The sequence below is a fragment of the Vibrio caribbeanicus ATCC BAA-2122 genome (assembly GCF_000165125.1).
GTDB lineage: Bacteria > Pseudomonadota > Gammaproteobacteria > Enterobacterales > Vibrionaceae > Vibrio > Vibrio caribbeanicus.
Genome location: NZ_AEIU01000055.1, coordinates 1 through 22,411, shown reverse-complemented (window position 1 = coordinate 22,411; position 22,411 = coordinate 1). Strand labels below are relative to the sequence as shown.

The 22,411-nt window shown below is 39.6% G+C and carries 20 protein-coding genes; 10 read left to right on the top strand and 10 right to left on the bottom strand.

From position 1 onward, the window contains the following. On the bottom strand, nucleotides 1-3,297 hold a 3,297-nt coding region (locus RH40_RS20030), incomplete at its 3' end, for a non-ribosomal peptide synthetase (RefSeq protein ID WP_009600374.1). 624 nt (nucleotides 3,298-3,921) lie between these two features. Between RH40_RS20030 and RH40_RS05375 the strand changes: the two genes are divergently transcribed. The 4 genes from RH40_RS05375 (at nucleotide 3,922) to RH40_RS05360 (ending at nucleotide 8,567) form a co-directional block, all read left to right on the top strand. Next, nucleotides 3,922-4,368, top strand: coding sequence for a GNAT family N-acetyltransferase (locus RH40_RS05375; protein ID WP_009600373.1), 447 nt, complete (start codon nucleotides 3,922-3,924; stop codon nucleotides 4,366-4,368). Between the two features lie 215 nt (nucleotides 4,369-4,583). After that, nucleotides 4,584-4,820, top strand: a complete 237-nt coding sequence (locus RH40_RS05370) for a hypothetical protein (protein ID WP_009600372.1) — start codon at nucleotides 4,584-4,586, stop codon at nucleotides 4,818-4,820. 189 nt (nucleotides 4,821-5,009) lie between these two features. Continuing rightward, nucleotides 5,010-5,678 (top strand): class I SAM-dependent methyltransferase, encoded by a 669-nt coding sequence (locus RH40_RS05365; protein WP_039954286.1) that lies wholly within the window; start codon nucleotides 5,010-5,012, stop codon nucleotides 5,676-5,678. A 474-nt stretch (nucleotides 5,679-6,152) separates the two neighbouring features. Further along, on the top strand, nucleotides 6,153-8,567 hold the full coding sequence (locus tag RH40_RS05360) for a hypothetical protein (protein WP_009600370.1): 2,415 nt from the start codon (nucleotides 6,153-6,155) through the stop codon (nucleotides 8,565-8,567). Between the two features lie 410 nt (nucleotides 8,568-8,977). Here RH40_RS05360 and RH40_RS05355 read toward each other — a convergent pair whose 3' ends face one another. Both RH40_RS05355 and RH40_RS05350 read right to left on the bottom strand, forming a co-directional pair. After that, a complete protein-coding gene (locus tag RH40_RS05355) occupies nucleotides 8,978-9,286 on the bottom strand; it encodes a hypothetical protein (protein ID WP_009600369.1) in 309 nt (102 codons plus the stop codon). After that, nucleotides 9,277-9,651 carry a hypothetical protein gene (locus RH40_RS05350; RefSeq protein ID WP_009600368.1) on the bottom strand — a complete coding sequence of 125 codons (375 nt, stop codon included), beginning with the start codon at nucleotides 9,649-9,651 and terminating at the stop codon, nucleotides 9,277-9,279. The genes RH40_RS05355 and RH40_RS05350 overlap by 10 nt, the downstream gene beginning before the upstream one ends. Before the next feature lie 277 nt (nucleotides 9,652-9,928). Here RH40_RS05350 and RH40_RS20265 point away from each other — a divergent pair, with 277 nt between their 5' ends. Continuing rightward, nucleotides 9,929-10,084 carry a hypothetical protein gene (locus tag RH40_RS20265; RefSeq protein ID WP_241209867.1) on the top strand — a complete coding sequence of 52 codons (156 nt, stop codon included), beginning with the start codon at nucleotides 9,929-9,931 and terminating at the stop codon, nucleotides 10,082-10,084. A 149-nt stretch (nucleotides 10,085-10,233) separates the two neighbouring features. On the opposite strand, the gene RH40_RS05345 is transcribed toward RH40_RS20265, so the two are convergent. The 6 genes from RH40_RS05345 to RH40_RS05320 form a co-directional block, all read right to left on the bottom strand. Next, nucleotides 10,234-11,772 carry an HD domain-containing protein gene (locus RH40_RS05345; protein WP_009600367.1) on the bottom strand — a complete coding sequence of 513 codons (1,539 nt, stop codon included), beginning with the start codon at nucleotides 11,770-11,772 and terminating at the stop codon, nucleotides 10,234-10,236. 281 nt (nucleotides 11,773-12,053) lie between these two features. After that, entirely contained in the window at nucleotides 12,054-13,376 is a 1,323-nt protein-coding gene (locus RH40_RS05340) for an anti-phage deoxyguanosine triphosphatase (RefSeq protein ID WP_009600366.1), read from the bottom strand. Between the two features lie 347 nt (nucleotides 13,377-13,723). Continuing rightward, nucleotides 13,724-14,794, bottom strand: coding sequence for an MBL fold metallo-hydrolase (locus RH40_RS05335; RefSeq protein ID WP_009600365.1), 1,071 nt, complete (start codon nucleotides 14,792-14,794; stop codon nucleotides 13,724-13,726). 138 nt (nucleotides 14,795-14,932) lie between these two features. Then, a complete protein-coding gene (locus RH40_RS05330; protein WP_009600364.1) occupies nucleotides 14,933-15,466 on the bottom strand; it encodes a TraB/GumN family protein in 534 nt (177 codons plus the stop codon). A gap of 213 nt (nucleotides 15,467-15,679) precedes the next feature. After that, the gene (locus tag RH40_RS05325) at nucleotides 15,680-17,191 is read right to left on the bottom strand and encodes a hypothetical protein (RefSeq protein WP_039954280.1); all 1,512 of its coding nucleotides are present in this window, start codon (nucleotides 17,189-17,191) and stop codon (nucleotides 15,680-15,682) included. A 238-nt stretch (nucleotides 17,192-17,429) separates the two neighbouring features. Beyond that, entirely contained in the window at nucleotides 17,430-17,744 is a 315-nt protein-coding gene (locus tag RH40_RS05320; protein ID WP_009600362.1) for a hypothetical protein, read from the bottom strand. Nucleotides 17,745-18,483: 739 nt separating this feature from the next. Between RH40_RS05320 and RH40_RS05315 the strand changes: the two genes are divergently transcribed. From RH40_RS05315 to RH40_RS05300, 4 genes are read left to right on the top strand one after another with little or no spacing between them, the layout of a single operon-like run. Then, complete coding sequence (locus RH40_RS05315) at nucleotides 18,484-19,212, top strand: helix-turn-helix transcriptional regulator (RefSeq protein ID WP_139056853.1); 729 nt, start codon at nucleotides 18,484-18,486, stop codon at nucleotides 19,210-19,212. A 3-nt stretch (nucleotides 19,213-19,215) separates the two neighbouring features. Then, entirely contained in the window at nucleotides 19,216-19,572 is a 357-nt protein-coding gene (locus tag RH40_RS05310) for a RidA family protein (RefSeq protein ID WP_009600359.1), read from the top strand. A 16-nt stretch (nucleotides 19,573-19,588) separates the two neighbouring features. Next, nucleotides 19,589-20,494: a pyridoxal-phosphate dependent enzyme gene (locus tag RH40_RS05305; protein ID WP_009600358.1), complete on the top strand. Its 906-nt coding sequence runs from the start codon at nucleotides 19,589-19,591 to the stop codon at nucleotides 20,492-20,494. A 15-nt stretch (nucleotides 20,495-20,509) separates the two neighbouring features. Beyond that, on the top strand, nucleotides 20,510-21,169 hold the full coding sequence (locus RH40_RS05300) for an alanyl-tRNA editing protein (RefSeq protein WP_009600357.1): 660 nt from the start codon (nucleotides 20,510-20,512) through the stop codon (nucleotides 21,167-21,169). 77 nt (nucleotides 21,170-21,246) lie between these two features. On the opposite strand, the gene RH40_RS05295 is transcribed toward RH40_RS05300, so the two are convergent. Then, the gene (locus tag RH40_RS05295; RefSeq protein ID WP_009600356.1) at nucleotides 21,247-21,762 is read right to left on the bottom strand and encodes a DUF2165 family protein; all 516 of its coding nucleotides are present in this window, start codon (nucleotides 21,760-21,762) and stop codon (nucleotides 21,247-21,249) included. A 325-nt stretch (nucleotides 21,763-22,087) separates the two neighbouring features. Between RH40_RS05295 and RH40_RS05290 the strand changes: the two genes are divergently transcribed. Continuing rightward, nucleotides 22,088-22,411, top strand: a 324-nt coding sequence (locus RH40_RS05290) for a hypothetical protein (RefSeq protein WP_009600355.1), incomplete at its 3' end; no start/stop codon positions are given.

The following is a 22,411-nucleotide window of genomic DNA, read 5'->3' as shown; positions in this document are numbered from 1 at the left end:
CTCAAAACGGATTGCCTGGTTAAAGTGTTGACTGGCCTCAACGGGCTGAGTGCTCAGAAAGTGATGCTGAATGGGCAGTAAAGATTGCACACCTTCGACCGGCGACTGCGGGATCTGAGCAGTTTTCGCATCGATATCTAGATGCAGGGCAAGTTCAGCAATGGTCTGATACTGAAACAACTGCTTAGTGGTGAGTGGTAACCCTTGCTTTTGCCCTCGAGAAGCGACCTGAATCGCTTTAATAGAATCACCACCTAGGCTAAAGAAGTTAGCGTGGATACTGATGTGCTCTACACCCAAAACATCTGACCAAAGCACACTAAGCTCAGTCTCTAAAGCGGTGCTTGGCAGCACACAATCTTTTGAGGTATCCGAATAGGTAGGGTCAGGTAGGGCCTTACGATCGACTTTACCGTTGGGTGTTAATGGCAACTGCTCCAACACCACAAAAGCCGAGGGCACCATGTGATCAGGCAATACGGCTTTGAGCCTTTGCCTGAGTAAATCCATCAGCGTTTCTTCTGTTCCGCCCAAATCCTCAGACGTCTCAGAGGCTGTGACATAGGCGACCAAACGCTTGTCACCACCGCGATCTTCACGAGCTACGACGACCGCCTCTTTCACGCTCGGTTCAAGCAGCAACTGAGACTCGATTTCTCCTAACTCAATCCTAAATCCCCGTATTTTGACCTGATGATCCAAACGCCCCAAAAAGGCGAGATTGCCATCGGGTAACCAGCGCACCAAATCTCCGGAGCGATATAAGCGCGCTTCTGGATCATCGCTAAAGGGGTGAGCAATAAACTTTTCAGCAGTGAGTTCAGGGTGATTGAGGTAGCCGCGGGCTAAACCCACACCGCCAATACAGAGTTCGCCTGGTACACCAATAGGCAGAAGCTGTTGCTCTGGCGAGAGGATATAGAACTCTGCATTCTCTACAGGTTTTCCTATAGGCAGCTCTGAACGCTCCTGATCATATTTAAAGATACTGCACACAATGGTGGTTTCTGTTGGGCCATAAGCATTGAAAAACTGACGGCCTTGAGCCCACCTTTCTGCTTCATGTATAGAGCATTGATCACCTGCTACAACTAAAGAATCAACTGAACGCCATTGGGATGGATCAAGATGTGGCAGCAATGCAGGGGTTATCAACGCATGCGTAATACCAAGCTCAGCGATGGATTTCGATAAATCCTCCGCACTCATGATAATGGTTTTAGGAAATAGATATAGCGAGCCTCCTTGAGTCAGCGTCATCGCCCACTCCCAAGCTCCCGCATCAAAGCTAGATGATGCAAACTGCAAGACGCGACTGTTTTTTGATATGCCAAAGGTTTTACTTTGAAAAAAGCCGACGTTAATAAACCCTTTATGTTCAACCAGTACGCCTTTGGGCTTACCCGTTGATCCAGACGTATAAATCACGTATGCCAGGTGCTTAGGGGTTAAACCTATCAGCGCTGGGTCAATATTCTCTTTGGCATAATTGCTCAGTTGCTGTTGCACCTCTGAACAATCCAAGGCGATGGAACGGTAAGATGCCTGTGCCGCGCCTCTAGGTAAATCATGGATAAGGTGCTGCTGGGTGATGATTAACTCCACACCACTGTCTTCGATCATATGACCAAGACGCTCACTTGGGTAGCTTGGGTCTAAAGGCACATAGGCGCCTCCCGCTTTTAATATACCCAAAAGCCCAATCATCATTTCAAAACTGCGGTCAGCGCAGAGGCCTACTAAGGTATCGGGGCGCACCCCCTGCTCTAATAAATAATGCGCTACCTGGTTGGCACGCTGATTGAGCTCGCCATAGCTCAGGCTCTCATGATTAAAGACTAAAGCTGTCGCTTCAGGGTGCTGAGCAGCTTGAGCTTCAACCAGTTGATGAATGCACAGCTCGTCTGGGAAGTCTTGTTGGGTGTCATTCCAATTTTGCAGCAGGCTTTGCTCTTTTGGACTTAAAATGGGTACGGTTGAAATAGCTGAACTCGGATTTTGAGAAAGATAGTTCAAAACAGAGAGAAGGCGTTCTATGTGTATATCTATTTCATCTTGATTAAAACATTCAGGTTTATAAGTCACTTTTAGAGTGAGTGACTCATTGTCGCCGTAATCACACCATCGAAATTGTAAAGGGACTGAGTCTTCCAAAGCTGAATAGTGATGATAATTGCTCTCTAGAGAACCCCATTTTAGCTCAAGGTCAAAAGGCTCATAATTCACTAATACATCGAATAGACTATTGTTGCCTGCAGACTGGTTTAATGCTCTCTTAAGATGTGTCAAAGGGTAGCGTCGATGACGATACTCTTGTTTTTGTCGCGCAGAGATCGAGCGAATAAAACCGCCAATCTCCTGCTCTTCATCTGAAATCTCAACCAAGCTTGGGATGATGTCAGTCATCATCCCTACTGTTTGCCTCTCTTGACGGTTATGACGATTCAGTAATGGAATACCAAAGCACAACCGCTTGGCTCCATTACTCTTGAAATAATAGATGGATAGAGCCGCCAAACTCATCTGCTGAATACTAACGTTTAAATCGCTACAACCATTCCGGATTAATTGTGTTAATTCTCTGGGCAGTGTCATTTTACGATGCTGAACCCTTGATAACCCGTGTTTGCTCGTGTGAATATCTAACAAAGGATCTGGTAGAGATTCGTAACGTTTGAACCAAAACGCTTTATCCTTATGGTACTGAGCTGACTCCGTATACGTCAGAGCATTCAAAGTTGCTTCTTGATAAGATGGCAGGTCATCCAGCCAGTCCAGTGATTCTCTATATAGTAAGCAGCTATAGGCTTTAGCTACCAGCCTTGCAAAATGTGCATAACCATAACCATCAACAATAATATGGTGTGCTTTTAATACCCACCAAAATTCGTCATGCTGAACTTTAAAGAGTTTATTTATATAAAGGCAATCTAATTCAAGACTAAGTGGTTCAGAAAATACCTGATTCAACTGCTCTAATGCTTGCTTAACTGGGTATTCTTCTCCAGACAGATCTGCAATATCTAAATCTTTTATCCGAACTTCTTTTGGTTTAACACACTGCTCTGAAATGGAATCATTACAGTCAAAACGAAGACCAAAGGCATCAAGACTATCAATTACTAGATGAAGCGCTTTCTCAAAAACGTCGACATCTAATATCCCATTTATTTTGATATACCCACCAATATTGTAAGCTGGAGACTCAGGCTTAATTAGCTGTTCAAAATAAATACCTTCCTGAGAAGGATGTAAGGGAAAATGGTCAGGCGTTTTATTCCTACAATTCTTAGTCATAGCGTTTATTCCTTTAAAGCACTTAATATAAGGTTCAGTTTTAGATGTGTTATTTTTATTACGGTTGACTTCTTTTCATTCAGGCATTGTTCCAAAAGTCAAGACGTTGTAGCAACAGCAAACCAAGGGCAATAATAAGTTATGGAATTCACTTATGAATAATAGGGGAATTTAATTAAGTAGCGAATAAATAAGTTCTGAGAAAACCTAGTAAAAAGTGCTTTACTTCACGTTTAAATTCAGTTTTAAATTCACAATACTGAATTAAGCAATATATGGTTGATATATATACAAAATATTTTAATTAGTGACTTATTAGACAGTCAGAAAAAATTATTTAGCATACATAATTTTAATAATAACAAGCTTATTTTTCTTAAATTATTATTCGTAAATTCATTAACAAAAAATTTATGAAAAATCATTTCTATTGATTAATATCATATATAAATTTTGGTTTTTATTGGTGTATGTACTTAATTATTCGTGTTTGTTAAGTTTGAATGTTGACATTATTAAGGATATAAAACTTTAATGAGTTTTTTATGATAAGTTGATGAGCACTCAGGTAGCCAGAAAAAAACATACTTGTTATTTATAATATTAAGGGTTTACGGAGATCACATGGACAGAAAAGTTGTTCCCTATACAAGCCAGTACAAAGATGCTTGTCTTAACATTTTTAAAAGTAATATCGGAAAATATTTCGCTGATAATGAGCTAAAAAAATTTGAAGAGTTTTTAGGTTCCCAAGTGTATTCAACAAAGTATTTCGTTGTACTTTCCGATAGCAAGGTTATCGGTTGTGGTGGCTACTATTTCAGAGATGGAGAAATCAGATTAGTGGATGGCATGATTGAAAAAACAAACCATAAAACAGGTGCTGGTTTATTATTACTTGAACATAGACTCAACGCAGCAAAATCCGAGTATCCTGATAAATCAATCGGTATTACGACATCTCAGCATACAGAGGGTTTTTTCAAAAAATATGGTTTCGAAACTACAGACGTAGTAAAAAATTTCTTCGGTGAAGGTATTGATAAGGTCTCTATGGTATACAAGCCCTAACAAGACTTTAGGTCGGATTGGTAACTATTGACTCAGATACCCCACTGACATCAAGATACAATATTCAGAGCGTTATTACTGCTCAAGGTTTATGTCAAACATTAAAACACTAAACACACTTACCCCAATCAAGTTCGTATGCTTATGAAATCCATAGCGAGTTAAATTTAGGTAATTTTAGTGCCTTCCATACAAATTAAAAGTCGGTAGATAAGATGAAAGATTGCAATGAAGATTACTATTTATTGTTTGCCAATCTAGACTGCGAGGAGTACGACATTGAGCCTGATGAGACCTCAGCAAAGCGGAACTATGACTCTACAGAGCTTGATTTTGGTCAAAAGCCTTTGATCTTTTTCACCGAAACACCCGATCTTAGCTTTGCGAGTAGCGAATATGAGATGTTTTTCCCGATAGTAAGTCAATATCGTTTGGGGATGGAGTTCATTTAGAGTTTTACTCTATTTTTATACCTCGCCCTTAACTACGGCTTCCTTTGGTTACTCATAACCCAGTTGCACACTCACACAAATCACAAAGGCCTACTATCGCGAATAGCCAAATTTCAGGCATGCTTGAGGGGCTCCTCGTGTGGTATATTACTGCGAGATTTCAATAGATAAATGTTAATGGAAGTTGGTATGAGCGAGAGAGCAACGATAGAAGGGCAAGCCATATACTCAAAAAAAGTTTTATCCATATATGACTTTTGGGTGTTAGGTGTTTCAAACCATTTCTTTTGGAAGTGTCCGACTAGAAATATCTCTAATTACTTTCTTGATAATGTCTCCTCTAACCACCTCGATGTAGGTGTCGGAACTGGCTATTACCTTAAAAATCATCTGCCCCAGAAAACAAAGCGTATCGCTTTGCTTGATATGAACAGCAACAGTCTTAGTGAAGCTTCAAATGCCATAAGCCATTTTCAGCCAGAAGTATATCAGGCCGATGTTCTCAATATGCATGATCTGGGAGTTGAAAAGTTCGACTCCATTAGCGTTAACTACTTACTTCATTGTTTACCGGGTAGTCTTGTAGAAAAAAGCATCCTATTTAAAAACCTAAAGACGCTTCTCAATGATGAAGGTGTTTTGTTTGGCAGTACAATTTTAGGAAAAGGTGTGAAAAAGAACTTTTTCGCACAAAAATTAATGGATGTTTATAATAAAAAGGGCATTTTTTGTAACTTTAATGATGATCTTGATTCACTATCCAACTCTTTAAACGAACACTTCTCTAACGTTGAAATTAAGATGATAGGTTGTGTGGCGTTATTTTCATGCAAGAATAAAACGTCGAATTTAACCTAACTTCACTTCATCTGTACATAAAACTCACAAGCTAGCGCAATCTCAGTCATCGCGCTAGCTTCCCAACGCTTCTTTTATAACAACAAATATTATTTGTGCGTTATGCAAACCATCTCTGCCCCTTCCCACCGTCTGAACTTTTAGATCTGGCACTTTATAGCTCTAGAGTGCTTCACTGTTCGATAAACCTTTCACTCGCTCACTTTTGTAATCAATTAGTTGCATAGATGTAACAAATAGTGCTGACTATAGGCGCTAAATAAATGCACCTAAATGCATACATAAACAAGATGAAAGTCAGCTTTGTTTAGATGTAGCGCAATATCGGTAAGGTAAATGCCAAATCTTTTTGATGTGTCTTAAGCTTCTGATTTTAAGATGTTAAATAATTTTAAGATCAATTTTGTTAGCACTTTTATCAACGAGAGGCATTTTCCTGAAACTCTATTTTTACTCATGAACGAGGTAAAGGTAATGCGTAAAAACAAAATAGTATTATTCCTATCTGTGTTGTATTCCAGCAGCTCATTGGCTGTGATTGATATCACTCCTAGTCATGTCGAAGTTCATGGCGCACAGTGTCAAAGTGGCTTTAGATTGCTCAAGTCAGCAGAGGCTAAACACCTATCTTCTGTGCTCTATGACAATGGTAAGATCGATATGTGGGGGCGATATTTTCTCGATAATGGCAAGACATTAGCTGTCACCCATGACAACAGTATTGGTGTTGTCCATGACGCTTTTGAATACATAGTGAATATCGAAGACAATGACCCGACTATTCCGACAGGCGAAAGTCTTTGTACCGAAAAACATGGAAATTTCTACGCAATTGATGCGAGCAGTGACACTAAATATCAAAAGATTACTTACAATGAGCTAGCCATCAATCAAGCGTTGGATAAGGGTATTTTACACACCACAACCACCGACCGAGTATCTCAAGCAAAGTACGGCAATAACTTGGTTAATCGTGTCAAAATCCTGATTAAAATCAATGACGACAGTAGTGCTCATTTCATGATAAGGGCTGTTGGCGAAGATTCAAACCCGGATGCAGAGGTATCCGTTGACCGAGGTAAAAATTGGGGTTACGTTGGTCTTGTCGGCGAAATCAAAGGACAGCGCCTTCGTATGAGATATAACAGCACAAGTGATCTCGCCCTAGGTCCTACGCCGCAGCTTTTAGACTCTTTTCTTTACACGGCCGGCTCCGGTACCCCCGTCATGAAATATTGGGACTTTAAGTTAAATCTCACCGAAAGTATTGGCAAAGGGTATGCCCTAGTTACATTGAATGTTTTTTCTGATAAAGCACAAAAGCAGCTCTTTGAAAAAACAAACTTATCCTTGGAGCTCAACAAAGCGGAGTATTTTCCTGATACCGGGGTTACGGTTACGGGTGATTCGCTGCTCAGTAGTCCAATTCACTTTCGAACCGATGCATATTCACAAAACCAGTGGTCTTCTTATCACCTTCTTTACAGCACAAGTGCGCAGGCCATCAATGATCAATACTTTAGCGGAAAGCATATTGGCGTCATTGCTAGTACAACTCAAAAAGATCCTTACGCCAGCGACGTAGACAACCTTATTTTAGCTCAGCAAACAGTCATTCCCTTGTCACTCCCAGCCGCGCGTCACCGACAAAAGCGATGTCTTGAAGATTTCCTTCAAGCGGTACAAAGTCTTGGCACTTGGGCAATCGCGAGAATGTTAGGAGAACCAAGTATCTGCGGCGTTCAGAACAATCAACCCATCGCTAATGTTCCTCCCCTCATTGTTGAAGAGCCTGAACCCATTGGTAATAGTGATAATGTAGTTTATGAGGTCATAGAGGTGCAGCCACACAGTGATAACCCAGATGCGTTTTATACTGCAATGAATGTCTTAGCTTGTGATGACAACTTGAATACTGACACAAATGAAGGGACATGTACCCCGGAACAAAATGAAGCCATTGGCCTAATGGGTAATCTTACGCTTGAAGAGCTTGGCGCTGTGATTAATGAGGTTCAAGAGTACCTCAATCTTTCCACACATGGCGCGCCTGGTACTGCACTATCGGTTGATACGGGTGACTCCCACCTCGATCACTTTATTAATCAGAATCCTGAAATCGCAATAGGCTTTCTAAATAGTGCAATGATCATTGCCAATGCGTCAGATGTAAAACCAAGTAAACCGGTTTCACGTCGGACGAAAATAGGTAAACCGCGTAATGATAATGTCTTGACAGGTTCTTGCGCCAGCAACGACAGAGAACTCGGAGATGACGATGGCTTTTGTATGCAAAATATACGAAAAAGAGCCAATAAAAAGCCGAGAGAAACCGCGGTTAGCCTACCTCCCCGAATGCAAACTGGAGGACAGTATTATCGCCGAGAAGCCGATTCTCGAGACTTTCATAATATGATCAGAACGTTTGGTAGTAGTGGTGTCAGCTCACGTATTGGTACGTATGAACTAGCCGCAAATACGTGGGCAATTGGCCGTGATGGTGCAGCCCCAGGAAACAATCAGAGATTTGTGGTTTTGTCTGATACTGATAATGGGCGTGGTGGAAGAGCCACCTTTGGGCTTAGACACATATGGACAAACAAAGAAGGTGGTCACCAAAATGACTTTATGAGGCTTGGTTTCCACAACCAAGAGATGTTAGCGCGGATGCTTATGGCGGCCTTAACCAGTATTGATAGTAATCCTCGTATTACTACCAGAAGAGGTTTAAATGGACAACGAAGAGATTATGCTGCTGTCAGGTTTGTGTACGGTCGTTACCATTACCTTTTAACCAATGTCACTATCGTGGTCGCCAGTGATGGTTACATCATTACCGCCTACCCAGCACCAAACGCCAAACTTGAGGTTCTTGAAGACGAATTTTAACGATTAAGGCTCTACATGCTAGAAACCTCATATATCGTTTGAGGTTTCTAGCCAAAAACCAAAAGGGGAAAGAATTTGGGAAGCACACTACAAGTACTTTTAACCAAAGCCGGCGATCATACCTTTAAATACTCATAAAATACCAAAATAAGCTTCAAACTTTGATGGGGAATTTGCCAATACCTTAAAGGTGTTTGCCGTGGATAACTCAAAAAGCTAAATATAGTTTGTCCTAAGTAAAAGAAAGAGAGTTTCTGGAAGGGATAAAGAAGGTAAAATTAAGGGCAAACACCAAAACAACTCGAGATTGGTATTTCGATATGAGCCCTTACTTATTTTCACAAGTTATGTATAACCATTTTAAATTTATAGATGGTTTTAATTGCTAGGGTAAGAGGACTAATTTGCCGCTACCACCAATAGCCATATGATAATTTATCGGGATCATTTGGTAGGTTCATGATTGATCTTTCGTCGACCAAATACCGCCTTTCAAAATTACGTCTTCTCGCACCAAACGGAGCCAGACTTTCTAAGGCATCAACTGAATCTCGAAGCATTTTATCTTTGAGAGTAAAACCCTGCTCTATAGCCATTTTGATCAATGGTACATTGGCCTTATAGAGTTTATCTGAGCTCTGCTTATTCTGAAACTCATTGTAGACCAAACTGATTAAGGTTGATAAGGGGCTGAACTGTTTCAAGTTCGCTAGTGACATTTCTTATTTCCTTTTAAGATTGTGAGGCTTGCACCTAAATCAATAAAAATTAGGATTATAAAGCCCCACCCCCAGATCGAAAATGCAGCTTGATCCCAATATTGATAGATAGGCACTACCCACGAATAGAATGAGACAGTGAAGTAAGCAAGAGATATTATTTTTTGTTGATAATCTTTAAGTAGGTTAGCATTTAAACTTTGGTTAAAGAGGGCTATGACCATAAGAATGAATACTACTGAAGAGATGCCAGCTATAATTGGTGGCGGCATATCTAAAGCCGAACCAGGATCGGCACTTGTTGTCCATGAACCTAAAAAGGCGATAGCTAAAAATGTAATAAAGTAGATTCTAGCAGCTAGCATAACTATATCTTCCAATACTTCAGATAGAATTGAATCATAGTTTTTTCTTTGGGTTCATACAATAGGTAACTTGTTTATTTTCCTATGCATTTTAACTGTATTTGATCACTAAGAAGATAGATGCATAATGCAGGACGCGCGCCAAACGAACTCAGGCCATCATAGCTATACAAGAAAAACTTCATTTGTACGCATTAGAGCAGTTGCCACTCCCAGTTTCTTAGAGATAAGTATTTAACAAAATTAAGGACACATACCTTTAAAAATAGAGCAGCGTGTGAATGCGCGTGAAGATCGCACATTAGCTGAAGTAAAGCATGGATATGAAAGAACACCGAAGCTTCTACCTTACGATATTCTAGTAGATACCACACAATGTGATTCGGAGTTAGTTGCTAGAGAGGTGATCAAGGCAATGACACTCAAAGTTTAAGACGCATAATTCCGGACACACGCCAAAAGAAATGACTTGCCATTATTCTAAAAGGTGTGTGTCCTGAATGATTTTTATATTTCTTAAATTTTATTTAGTAAAAGCCAAGCTAAAACTAGTTGCTTGACTTCCAATTATTAGATATAAAGCTAGTCGGATATTGACTTTATTAATTCATTTTTACCTAAAAAATCACCTTTCCAATTTTCTATTTTACTTACTAGATCCCCATCAAAACAACCAGAAACAGAGTGATGAACGAATATCCTAATGAAACATTTTATGGACTGGTATCTTGATAACTGTTCGTTTGAGTCCTTAAATGCTGTAATGGAATACTTTCCATCAAGTTGTTTTTTTAATAATTTAATCTCCGTCTTTGAGATATCTTTAAAAGCATTGTCGGTCATAATATCTATAGCAAATCTCGTTCCATCAATACCTTGCCTTTCAATCATTTCACTGATTGTCAACTCTAACTGTTTGACTATATCCCTATTAATGACATCTGTTATATTTTCGTTTTCGAGAAACAACTTTGATTCGTAGACTTTTCGCCATGGCTTTCGATGAACTATATCGTTAATCACTTTCTCAGCTACATCGTTCCCTTCAATAGCTTTGACTAAATGTGCGTTTAAGAAATAATCATCCGAATTTTTTTTATAGAAATCTGAAATTTGCTCTAAATAAGATTTTTTTTCGGTACCTGAAGGCGGCAGGAATTTAAACAAACTAGTATCTTGGCTAGCTTCCTTTGCTAAACTACACACTTTGCTCAACATACAAGAAAAAGAGCGATTAGTCTTGTGGTAGTAGACTTGTCCGAATAAATTCGCTCTAGAGTTAATAAACTCAACAATGGAGTCTAGACCGCTTTCTTTATAGGCTAGGTAAATAGCCCCATCACATTGAACAGGAACCATAGACATGAAGAGTCGGTTATGGTCATAGATTCCACATTTTACGCCTGAAAAATAGCTATCTCTCAGAAGGTAGTCCATTCGATCTGCGTCAATGGGACACGAGGAAATTATTGAAGTCAAAAGAGGCAGTATACTCAAAGTCTCAGCCTTGGTCTTTATGTCCAAGCAAACCTCGTCACTCTTGAAATCTTTCTCAATGATGGCGAGAACATTATCAATATTGATTTCTTTCTTATATTCATCTTTCAGACTATCAAAAATAGCTTTGATAAATAAAAGTGAAATATGTTCATGCTCTACGTTGCCTCCATCTTTGATAAGCTCCAATATTTGAGGGTAGTCATCTCCGAAGAACTTCTTAAAGTCTTCTTTGGAACACATAAATGAATCGAACTGGTGAGACATTGGACCATGACCGATATCGTGCAACAACGCTGCTAATCGTAACTCCTGAATAACACTATCAGGTAATTTAGTTATGCCCGTGTAAATGAGGTCATCTTTATACTTCTTTTTATAGCGATGTGAATTCATCCCCATGTTGTTAAGAATTTCATAAGATAGATGCATTACACCTAGTGAATGTTCGAAGCGACTATGCATAGCAGATGGAAAAACTTTATACAAAAATGTATTCTGTTTTATATTCCTAAGCCGTTGAAAAAGAGGATTATCAATAAAAGCTATCTCAATTTCTGTAAGTCGAATAATTCCATGTATTGGGTCAAGTATTTTACCCGTAAGTTTTGGTTCAAAGCTCATAGTATAGCTATTCTCCTAAAAATAAAAAAGCTCCTCGCCATATAGGCGCATTCTAACAAACTCAATAATAAACCTCTTTGCCACTTTAAATAGGCTATACTTCGTCAACAGTATTGGTGAAAAATTAGGTTTTCAGCGCTGCGTATACGCAGAGATATCAGTATAAAAATCTGACGTATCTACAAATTCACTCGAAAGTGTTAGTCAAAAATAAAAACCAACTATTAAAATTTTAATATGCATACCTACTAAAAAAATATATTAAAACTACTAATCTAGTCTCAAATTAATGGTGCGAAAACAGAACCCTGTTCAGGTGTAAATAACCTTTGGTACAACTTGCATGCCTCTATATCAGTCATAGAAGATATATAGTCAGCCACAACTCGCTCTAGACTAATTTCATCCGATACTTTTTCTTGGACAATACTAGGCAAAAGCATATAGGGCTTTGACTTAAGAGCCATAAAAATATCTGTAATTATTTTTTGGCCTTTGAACTCTAATGTTTGAACACTCGGTTGAGATATCACTTGTTCATAGACAAAATCTTGAAATGACTTAAGTATATCTAGATGCTCGTCACTCATAGTACATTGAAAATCCAATAGTGGGCTTTCAAACATCTTTTGTTTGGTAATCGTAGTACTTCTAACAAGCTCATTTATAATACTACTGATTGCTGCCTTAGTATCCTCTAGCTTACCCGACGCTAACTTCATTGCGAGGTAGCTTTTATTGGTGTTATTCCAGCGTTTAGTAACTAGTTTTGATAATTCCTCTAATTCATGGGTAAGCTTTTCACATACTTCATCTCGATGTAAAAGGCGCATAACTAGTGCATCTTCGAGATCATGAATTCCATATGCAATATCATCCGCACACTCCATAATACTTGTGTCAAAAGATTTGAATTGAGATTTTAATTTACCTTTAACCAATGTTGTTGAAGTAAATAGTTCTTTGTCTCTATCTGAAAATGGATTGAGAACCCATTCGAGTGCTTCATTTTCAGTGTCATGAATACATTTAGGCGGAGACCATTTACTAATATCTATTACTGTCGTTTGCTCTGGTGATGGATACACGTGATCCAGTTGTCGATGTAATACAGGATATTTGACGACCCCTAACAAAGTTCTACGAGTGAGGTTGTAACCAAAGTCACTTGAATATTCTCCCAGTTTGGTCAAAATACGAAATGTTTGACCATTTCCCTCAAAGCCACCATCTCGATGAAGAAAATAGTTTAGAGTCCTCTCACCATTGTGACCGAATGCCGGATGCCCTAAATCATGAGCTAAACAAATTGCTTCAATCAGAGGAATGGGAGCGATCCACTTTTCACTCTCACACTCCTTTTTTCCCGCTATAAAATTAAGCCTATGGGTAATTGATTTACCAATTTGTGCCACTTCCATTGAGTGGGTAAGTCGAGTTCTAAAAAAATCGCTTTCACCGACACCATGTACCTGAGTTTTAGACTGAAGACGACGAAAGGCGACTGAATTAACAACTCGACTTTGATCTATTCTGTAGAAGTAATCATGCTCAGTATCTGAATTACGTTTTCTATCACTCTGCCGTTCAATCCATTCATTCATCTTTTAATTCCTTATTTACTAAAAATAAAGATAATAGACAATATTTGATAATAACTTTAAACAAAAATTCCGTCATAAAGGTTACCAAAAATGACACGTCTAAAAATTTATTCTAAACACTATTCCATAAATTTGGAGTTCATAAGCTTACGAAGTAGATACCGGATAAATACAGTAATCTAAAATTTTTCAAATGACACTTTACTTATATTTTTCTCCCATTAATCTATCACAAATTGTACAAAAATCAGCCAAATATAATTTGTCCTAGATCAAAAGAAAGAGAGTTTCTAGAGAAGCTAGAAGCCCCCCTAAACCATAAAGTAAACCAATCACGTTAACCACACTTACTGAACTGCTGAAGAACTGGGTAAATACGCCTTCCACCAACGCTGCTTAAAATTGTCCATACTGCTTAGCGTTATGACATCGCCGAATATTGGGGTGATAAGCTCAACTTGATGCTGCTGCGCCTCTTGCTCTATCTTCTCTAGTGGCTCAAACCAAGCATGATTACTCAAGTTAAAGGTCGCGTTATGGATTGGCACCAAATAGTGCCCCTTTAGATCAAGGTGGGCTTGTACCGTTTCTTTAGGGAATAAGTGCACAAACTGCCATAAACTGTTGTAGGCACCATTTTCCATCAGGGTCACATCAAAAGGGCCGTATTTGTCACCGATGGCTTTAAAACCCGAGAAATAACCAGAGTCACCACTAAAAAATAAACGCAAATCATCATGCGCGATCACCCAAGAAACCCAAAGTGTTTCATTTTTATCGGTCAGTGAGCGGCCCGAGAAGTGTTGAGATGGCGTGGCAGCGATAAGCGACTGTCCAAGTTGTGCCTCTTGCCACCATCCAAGCTCGGTAACTTTTTCTTCAGGGACACCCCAATCAATCATCAGAGCTTTAACGCCAAGCGGCACATAGTAATGATCGGTGCGTTTAATCAAAGCCTTGATGGTGTGCTCATCGAGATGGTCAAAATGATTATGTGAGATCACGATGGCATCAAGTTTAGGTAGAGCATCAATAGTGATAGCGGGCGGGGTAAAGCGTTTAGGCCCAGCCCAACTCACAGGTGAAGCACGCTCAGAAAACATAGGGTCAAATAGGATGTATTGCTCATCAAGGCGAAGTAACACGCTAGAGTGCCCTAATTTGACTAACGAAGGTTCAGCACTTGATTCCATGATGTTTAATAATACCGGCTTAACTGGTAGCGGCTCAGAAGGGAGAGGATAGTCACTGCCGTTGAAATAGATGGAATTGATCGCACCAAAAGGGCCGACATCATTCGGCTGCTGTTCTGGGTTATAAAACTTGCCAGCTTGATAATTTGTTTCGCCGTGGTAGTTTGATTCGGAACTGCATCCGATTAGGGCAAGGCTGGTTAACATCAGCAAACAAAACTTCATGACTATCCTTATCTCAGTGATTGTCGCTTTTCACCCCAGAAAAACAGGTTTGGTGCAGAGATTCAAGCATAACTATGAATCCATCTGCTTGGAATGAGACACAATATGAAATAAGGACACAACAGAGCACTACCTAGACTAGATCGTATATACACTCAGTTCAGGAATTCGTTTTATCAGCGGCTTGCTGTGTGCTTGACCACCAAAAATGGCGTAAAGCTTTGATTGCCCCATCACGGACGTTATGACGTTTTTCCATTCATCATTGGCAGTGCCCGTGCGCCACCTAATCACTTTAAAAGCTTTACCCTGCCCTGGGCCTAAATTGGCTATCGAGCTTGGCATGGGTGAATCAATTCCATGTACTCGCATTTGCAGCTGACGGGCTCGTTTGAGTAGCTCGGCATAAAATATCGGGAGGTTGTGAAGGCCTGTGGTGGACGTGGGATGAACGAAGTTTCGATTATTCAAATACTGATTGATGTCATCAATACTCAGCTCTCTTTTTAACATATCCGTGTCTTGGTGATAAAAAGCTTCTAGGAAAATATCTCGGATGCCCGCGCCCTTTAACACGCTCAGTGTCGCTGTCAATTTAGCCAATCTCGATAGATCACTGTGGTTATCGCCAATAAAGAATGGGCCATTCAAGTTTGTTGCTAAATCAGGCATATCAACTCTCTTTACTACTTTTAAAAAGAAATAAAATTCAGGATGCACGGTTCAAAAACCAAAAGAATACACCCAAAAACAGTATCTTAAACCCGATTCTATAAAATTGCTATTAGTAAGCTTGTAAAATAGAGCGCATAAAAAATGTGCTCTAAGGTATCTTCTGCAAAACCAGTCAGGACACACCAACCAAAGGTCTGTGTCCTGTATGGTCTAATCTCTGAGCAAGTACCTTAGTTTTTCAATAATGACTTTACCAAATCTCCCATTACCCATTACACCACACATGCCTACCCTGTCTTCTTTCACCAGCAAATCACAGACAAACTGACCATTAAATCGGTCTGGGTCGTCTAGGTTTATTTTCAAATCAAGCGGCTGGGTTTTTACCTCACGATTTTCTAGTTTTTTCTCGTAACCAATAATATGAAGCTCAACCGCCTCTTTTGGAAACATCACATCATAACTTTGTTCCCAATCCACAACGGCATCATGCCAACGAAGCGTACCCAAGGTGTCTATCTGGTTACATGGCTGACCTGAAAAGAGAAAGCACTGTGGCGACTCTGGTTCAAAGCAATGGCTCCAGCGGTATGTACTGGCGCAGTTCATGCGCATCTCTTGATAATGCTGGCGAGTCAGAGAACACAAAGATTTCACATCGCGATACTGACACAGTTCTGGATGCTTAAATGTCATAAATTGATGCCATTTTATCATTGTGGATCTGGCTGGACGATAGTCCTTAAAAGCTTGCCAATATTCCATTTGCTCTGGTATTTGGTAAGCCGATGTTTGATAGCTAAGAATACTGTCGTGCTTATCTGAGTTCTGTTCAAATGCTTTCAATTTCTCAGCAAAATTTAATAGATTGGTATCAGAGAGCGTAACTGGTTCGCCCGAAACATACGCTTTTATCACCACATCATAATCTTGTTGGTACTGCCGATATTTCTCCACGCTCTCGTGATCTAGGCTTCCAGAGACGAGCGCCATGTAATTTGCAGATATCTCTGCTGCGGTTTTTTCCGTATCCTCTCTGCGCTGAGTTTTGGATTGAATTTGCAGTAGCAAAGAGATCTCACGGCCATATTGCACCCCGTCGATAAACTCATCACCGCAAAGAGCTCTAAAGTTACTTTTACTGACGTCGGTATTAGTATCCAAAAGTGTCTGTGCTCTTGGGTCAATCGTGGGCCAGGCATCACTGATCCGCCTCTTTGTTCTCTCCTGAATAATAAAGGCCACCGTATTGTTTTGTTCCAGATTTTGAAAGCTATTGGAGACATCACGTTGAAAACGGCTCGAAGCAGAGACACCCCCATAACGTCCTTCTGCATTCATAGAAAGCGCAGAAGAAAAAAACTCATCCACCTCAGATTTACTCGACACGATTCGCCCATCAACGTATCGGCTGAAGTTATCGACGGTTTGATATTGGCGGTTAAGAATACAGCGATTTCTTGTCGGCTGCCCCGAGATAAGGTTAAACCCATAACCCAGCAGATTGGCTTCAGAAATAGAATAAAAGTCTTGAGTATCAGAACGAACAGAACGCGCAAAGCGACGGTTAATATCAAAACTCAAATTATCGATTTCAGTTTGCGTTAATAGAACATCAGCCGCTTTTTCCCATAAAGCGGCTTCAGACATTGGAGTCTGCGCATTGGCCTGTGTGATGATGAAAAAAGCGCACAATACAATGTACCTTAGAACATTAAACATTTGGATACCTTTATCATAAAAATGCAGAATTATTTAATAAGATAGAGATGGACTTTGCACTTAGAAAGACGATAGATTGTGAACTATAAGGGATTATTTAAGGCGCTATCGAATATACTCAAAGAAGCTGATTTGAGTGATTTTTCATTTATACTGAAGATATTTGTAAAAAGCCATACTTTGATAGATATTAAAAATAGCCGAACCAATGCATCGGCTACTGTAAAATTCTTATAAGCTACTTTTCTCGAGAGTTCATTATTATATGTGCACAGGATACCATTGCAGCGTCAGCAATGTCCGTTGCCTTCATTGGACCAGAATCACCCATTGGAAGATTAGTTCGAGCTAAAATCTCATTAGCTAACATCAGTCTTATTTCAGGAAGCCTACGACCTCGTGAGTCCAGGAGTTCCATCGCTTTTGTAAAGCCATCCACTCTATCGTATGCGCAATATGATAAGCGATTCATCGCTTCCTCATCGACGTAATCCGCAAAAGTACTACCCGAGCAAGCAACCAAAGAAGCCAACAATAAAAACTTTAATTTCATAGTTCATTTCCCTATAGGTTTAATTGAGATAACCAAAGTACATAAATAGTATTATTTTGGAAGTGTTAAAGAATAAAAATAAATTGAATTGTGATTTAAACATTATATAAATGAAATGATAAAAATATATAATTCATATATTCTTGACCTAAATCTTATAGTGTTAAATAAATAATAAAACCAATAAAATTATTTTTAAATATTTAAACACTCTATAGTTAAGATAAATACAATAGGTTTATCTATAATCAAAAAAGTTGATAAAATTTATGAATAATAGCTGTATAAAAATAAGAGAACCGGTCTTAATATTGCTTTTTTATACAGAATACATGTGTACTTTTTCTATAGACAGCATGGTGAAGGTATCAGATGACAGAGGCAACGGCGTTTTATAGTAACCAACAACATAACAGAGCCAACGTATATTTAGTTCAGATAACGGTAACGAACAGAGAGAGGATTTAAGACACACCAAAAGAAACGAATTACCAAACCCTTAAATCTATGAGTCATTGCAGGCACACGCTCATAGGAGATATCACCTACATTTTTATCATAAATGCGTTTTGCTTTTTCGTAAGAAGAGAACATCACCAAACCTTGTTGCAACAGCAAAGATATCGAGGCACAGCAGTAAAATCACCATGGGATAAGACGAAGCTACGACGCCATAAGATCAACATAATGTTTAATAAAGCTTGATTTAAACTCATTTATTCAACATTATGTTTAAAAAATGAGTGTGGATAGTGATGTTATGCCAAGTTTAGAAGTGATCGATGAGCATATTGTGCTCGATATACTGTCTTCAACAGTGCGCCTTGTAGGTAGCCTCCTTCCTAACAATATTGAGGTTGTGCTGCACGATCTTAGAAATCCCGAATGTTCAGTGGTTGAGATTTCTTCACCCTCAATCACTGGTAGAAAAAAAGGAGATTCGGTGATCTCAGGAGCACGTCGAGACCCGGCATTTGCAAATCTCATGGAGTTTAGCTCTGAGCCAATTACCTACGTGCTAAATTATGAAACGCAAGACAACGCAGGAAATCCCCTACGCAGCAGTTCTGCAATCTATAGGAATGCTCAAGGCATGCCATTCGCCGCCTTGTGTATTAATGCGGATTACCAACAAATCGATAAGGCGATTGCGCTTATTCAGCAATTGACTGCATCTGAGCTCAACCCCACGTTCAAAAAAGAGCAGCAGGTCATCATAAGTGAACCAACTCCAGACAATATTGACGCTTTGTTGCAAGAGATCATTGATATCGCAATGGAGCAAAATCCGGGTTCTAACCGTCCTGCAATCAAAAAAGCCAACTTAGTTGCCGTTCAACGCATGCAAGAGCGCGGTATTTTTATTATCAAGGGTGGTGTTGAGAAGGCTGCAAAAGCGCTCGGTGTTTCTCGCTATACCGTATACAACTATCTCGATGAACTGAAAGCGCAAAATGAAGGTGAGTAAAAGATGAAACACTACAAAACCTCCATGCCCTTCCCTCTTTCTAAAGCAGTAGAGGCTAATGGGTTCCTGTTTTTGTCTGGGCAAGTATCAATGACACCACAAGGTGAACCAGCATATGGAACTGTTGAGCAGCAAGTCGCTGTGATTTTTGAGCGCATATCTACCACGTTGGCAGAGTGTGGATCGTCCATGGATAAAATAGTGAAGACAACGGTTTGGTTATCTGATATGGGGCATTTTCAAGAATTTAATACTGCCTATCAACATTATTTTGAACACGCTTTCCCAGCGAGAACGACAACGGTCAGTGCATTGGCCTTTGGTCTTGATGTTGAAATTGAAGTACAAGCATTAGTCTAATTAGCAAGGAAAACCCATGACTTTAAGTATCGTTACCCCGTTAATCGAATCACTAACACTAGGCTCCAAAAATGACGTCAATGTCTGGTTAAAGATGGAAGCCATGCAGCCATCAGGATCCTTTAAGATCCGTGGTGTGGGCTATGCATGTGAGCATCACGCGACGAAGGGTGCAAAACGATTTATTTCATCGTCAGGGGGTAACGCTGGATTAGCCGTTGCTTATGCAGGTAGAAAACTCAGCATCCCTGTTGTCGTCGTGGTGCCAAATACTACCTCTGAAAGAGCAAAATATTTGCTGGGATTAGAAGGCGCGAGTGTTGTCACCCACGGCAGGTCTTGGGTCGAAGCCAACCAGTATGCCCTTTCGATATGTACCGAGCATGACGCTTTCATCCACCCTTTTGACGACCCTCTGCTGTGGCACGGACACGCAGCAATGATTGATGAAGTCGTGGCAAGTGGTATGACTCCCGATGCCGTACTTCTCTCTGTGGGCGGGGGCGGATTATTGGCTGGTGTGGATGAAGGCTTATACCGTAATGGTTTAACAGAAACACCCATTTTTGTGGCAGAAACCGAAGGAACAGCATCGTACAAATCGGCTTTACAAAAAGGGACACTGGTAGAACTGGATGAGATACTTGGTATTGCTACAACGCTAGGTGCAAAAAAAGTTTGTGAAAGAGCGTTAGAGCTTTCGAATGAGCGTAAAGTGATTCCGTTTACCGTCAGCGATGAAGAGGCAGTTAGCGCATGCCGAGCATTTTTAAATGATCACAGAACATTGGTAGAGCCAGCATGTGGCGCGACTTTGGCCCTGTTGTACGGGAAGAAAATTGATCTTAAGCCATACAAAAATATCTTAGTCATCGTATGTGGTGGCTCAACCGTGACGGTTGAGTCTTTACAAAGTTTATAGAGTGAGTTGTACCTTATGACCGAGCAAGCCTATTTTTACCATGATGACTTAGAGATGGGATCTGAGGTGGTCAGTTGCACTGAGCAAGATGACCAAACTTTTCATGTGATCTTATCATCAACAATTTTTCATCCCAGAGGTGGAGGACAAGCCAGTGATCAAGGAATGATTGGTGACAGTATTATGCTGGGTGCTTTTATCGATGAACAGGGATTCGTACACGTAACTGACCGCGCTATTGCAGTGGGGCCAGTTAAGCTGAGTGTCGATCCCACAATTCGGCATCTTCACTCACGTTACCATTCTGCAGGTCACCTTCTCGCATATGTTGGAGAAAAATACGGTTTGGTTGGTATCAAAGGAAGCCACCTTCCCAATCAAGCAAGAGTAGTTTTTCAACCGACAACATCAGCCATTGAGGTTACTAAGGAGCAAATCCAAGCTGATTTAGAAAAACTTATCTTAGACAACCTACCCCGCAAACAGAAAATCGAAGCCAAAACTCGCTTTGTTAGTTGGGGGGACTTCCCTTATTCTGCATGTGGCGGTACTCATGTACTTTCCACTCAAGATATCGGCAAGGTAAACATTACTAAAATCAAACATAAAAAAGGTTTACTCTCTGTAAGCTATTCAATTGAAGAAGAAAAACAACAGAGCTTAAGGACGCGTTAAAGATTAAACTTCAATACATTGAATGGATTAACCAAGCGAAAATAGCCCCACAAATGGAAAAAGTGTAGACATGGATGTTACTGATTCGATGTAGGCTTAGCAGAAGGCGTAGCGACATACACCATAGTAAGAATAATAAAACATATAAACGAGTATGCTTTCATTTGGCCATTCCATTTGTTCGCCCACATCTGAAACCACTCCGCTCCGATAACAGCAAAGCCAAAATACCAAATCAATAAAGCTACTGTCCCGCCAATTAAGTACAAGGATTGTCCAAGTTCAAACTGAGATTTACGCATATTTCTCAGCATAATCAATGCTCCCCCAGTGCAAAAAATACCTGCGATCAACTCTCCGGCAATAATGAGCCAATAACAAAGTTGTATTAGTATTTCACTATTAATTGAACGACTTTTTAATAAGTCGCCTTGGAACCACGGCTGCATTGAATCCATTTTAAGAACATGTTGAACGAACTGAAAATTGGTATTGTAGTCAACAATGTTATTATAGCCGACTAATAAACAAAAAATTCCAACCATTAAGCCAACAGATGCTTTTGATAATTGATGAGTTGTATGTAATGTCATAATTATTTCCTTGTCTCTTAAATTTATATTGATTTTAATGTCATTATATAATTGTCAAAAATAGTCAATCAGAAATAGTTTACGGGTAATTTCACACATCATAAAACTGTGAATAATTACAGTGGTTTTACAAGATAATGTGAGGTAAATAATAAAAAATTAAAAGATAAATTAATTAGTTAATATAAACTTCATTAATGATATTCGTACCTCCTTAATGTTGCTCCATCAAGTAACCACAAAATGATAAACTGAGCCTGACAGAATGACCTTGCAAACAAGGTAAAATTAGAATTATGCATCTTAATATCAATTGGAAATCGATATGAATTTACTATCTCGCTTCAACGTTGCCATACTGACACTGTCCCTCAGTGTGTTTTCGAACCTTGCGATCGCAGAAAAATCCATACAAGATATTCGCTTTAAAAAAGGCGCAACTAGTGGTGAATACGTAGGGACAGTCAATGGTTATGATTACAATGATTATGTTTTTTACGCAAAGAAAGGCCAATCATTAACCGCAACGCTAGATACAACAAGTACAAAATTATGGATGAGATTGTTTAATCAACATTTGCCGGATTCTATAGATATAGATGAGTATTCATCATCTCTGAATGACCAAGGCGCTTATATTCTACCTTAT